Source organism: Psychrobacter sp. 1U2 (genome assembly GCF_051847575.1).
The window spans coordinates 1-1,776 of record NZ_JBPYDC010000112.1; the positions used below are offsets into that span (position 1 = coordinate 1).

At 39.6% G+C, this 1,776-nt stretch carries 3 protein-coding genes; 1 reads left to right on the top strand and 2 read right to left on the bottom strand.

The features are described 5' to 3' along the window. Positions 1–604: LD-carboxypeptidase (locus tag ACS8FD_RS13605; protein WP_439276272.1), on the bottom strand; the 604-nt coding region annotated here is incomplete at its 3' end. 261 nt (positions 605–865) lie between these two features. Here ACS8FD_RS13605 and ACS8FD_RS13610 point away from each other — a divergent pair. Further along, positions 866–1,306, top strand: a complete 441-nt coding sequence (locus tag ACS8FD_RS13610) for a YkvA family protein (RefSeq protein ID WP_439260984.1) — start codon at positions 866–868, stop codon at positions 1,304–1,306. 127 nt (positions 1,307–1,433) lie between these two features. On the opposite strand, the gene ACS8FD_RS13615 is transcribed toward ACS8FD_RS13610, so the two are convergent. After that, complete coding sequence (locus ACS8FD_RS13615; RefSeq protein ID WP_058369968.1) at positions 1,434–1,739, bottom strand: hypothetical protein; 306 nt, start codon at positions 1,737–1,739, stop codon at positions 1,434–1,436. Positions 1,740–1,776 lie beyond the last annotated feature (37 nt).

Here is a 1,776-nt window from a genome sequence, read left to right on the forward strand (position 1 = left end):
GAATGGCAGTGACATCACTAAAGCCTGTTAGTATCGTGCCCCGCTCTTTCATAATGCGTCCCAGCGTTTGCCAATCAATCAGCGGCAGCAGACGCATTGCGCCATAGCCACCGCGTATACCCATGAGCAGCTTGGGTGCAGCAATCGCCCCAGTCGCGATGTTTTGCAGATCACTGGCTCGCTTCGTGTCCGTTCCCGCAAAGCGCAAATATTGTCGCTCAGTAATAGTAGGATTCTGCACTTCAAAACCTGCGCAAGCCATACGCTCTAATGCCAATTGGTTACGCTCGTTACTACCGCCAACGTTGGAGCTGGCAAATAGACGTGTCTCAATAGTAGGATTGATACAACGTGATTTGGACGCTATTGACTGATTACCATCTGGCAGCGCCGTTGGCAGATCATCTTTGGTCAACTGCATGCTGTCGTTTTTATCGCTCGTTTTATCGCTCGTTTTGACCGTCAATCCTTGAGCAATACCCTGAGTTGCAAGTAGTCCAGCACCTGTACTCACGCCTAGTCGACGTAAGAATTGGCGACGACTAAGCTCCTTATTGGCTACGGTGGTTATATCAGCTTGCTGTAAAAGAGTTGGATTTGTCATAAGCATACTAAGCTGTTACCTCAAAACTTATTTTAGAATAATGGTTTTAGAATAATGATTTAATTATCAACGTTTTTAACCTTAACTTTATATAAATATCGCGGTTTGGCAGCTTTAATAGCGACAATGGTTGCATAACCCTATAACCATTGCTTATTACAACGACAACAAATCGTTAAACAACCATGTTTGGTACTTACCATTACTCTTGTTATAGTAAATAGTAAGAAATAATTCATCAATAATGATAGGAACGCTAGTATGGCTGATAAAGAAAAGGATAATAAGTCGCTTTTAGACAATATTAAACTCATCTTAAGTAAAGAAGACAGCATAAAGAATCAAGTCGACAAGGATCGCGGTCTTGAGCGTTATGCTAAAGACTTGATGCTACTGATGAGCTTGGTAAAAGATTATTACCAAGGTAACTATCGCAATATACCTTATAAAACTATTTCAGCAGCAGTGGTTGGATTGTTATACGTCTTAAACCCTATTGATATTATTCCAGATTTTATACCTTTTATTGGTCAAGTTGATGACGCCTTGGTAATTGGGTTTTGCTTAAGACTGATGGAGAAAGACTTGAACAAATATAAAGCTTGGAAAAGCGAGCAATCAATGTCTAAAGATGGGGCAAAGTCTGAAGATAAAGCGTCTGATAATAAAGACAAAAATATAAAAGATAAGACAAAATCGTAATTGTTAAAACAGTAGTTAATACTATCTGTAATCATAAAAACACGGTCAATGAGTTCATCACTGACCGTGTTTTATGCGCATTAAGTTTAAAGCTAGTAAACCATCATTAGTGCATGATCACTAACCATCAATCAGGTACCTCATAATTGGCGTTTTCTGGGTTGAGACCAAATGAGTATACGAATGTCGCAACCAGACTGTTAATAATGATAAAGGGTAAGTCAATCGTGACGTGACCAAGTAGATAGCGTCCAATCAACCAAGAGACAATAAGCATAATAATAAAAAACGCGCCCAGATACCCTAAGATGACAGGATGTTTTAAACCATAGGGCTGCGCAGGCTTAGGTTGTTTACCAAGTATATATATACGTATCGCCCAGCCAGCGGCATAAGACAATCCACCCAAGACGACATAACTCAAAAAATTCATATAATATAACTCTATTGCTTAATGACTGGCAAGATAT

Excerpts from the sequence above, each read along its gene's own strand:
- ACS8FD_RS13610 (WP_439260984.1), top strand. The coding sequence starts at position 866 with ATGGCTGATAAAGAAAAGGATAATAAGTCGCTTTTAGACAATATTAAA.
- ACS8FD_RS13615 (WP_058369968.1), bottom strand. The coding sequence starts at position 1,739 with ATGAATTTTTTGAGTTATGTCGTCTTGGGTGGATTGTCTTATGCCGCT.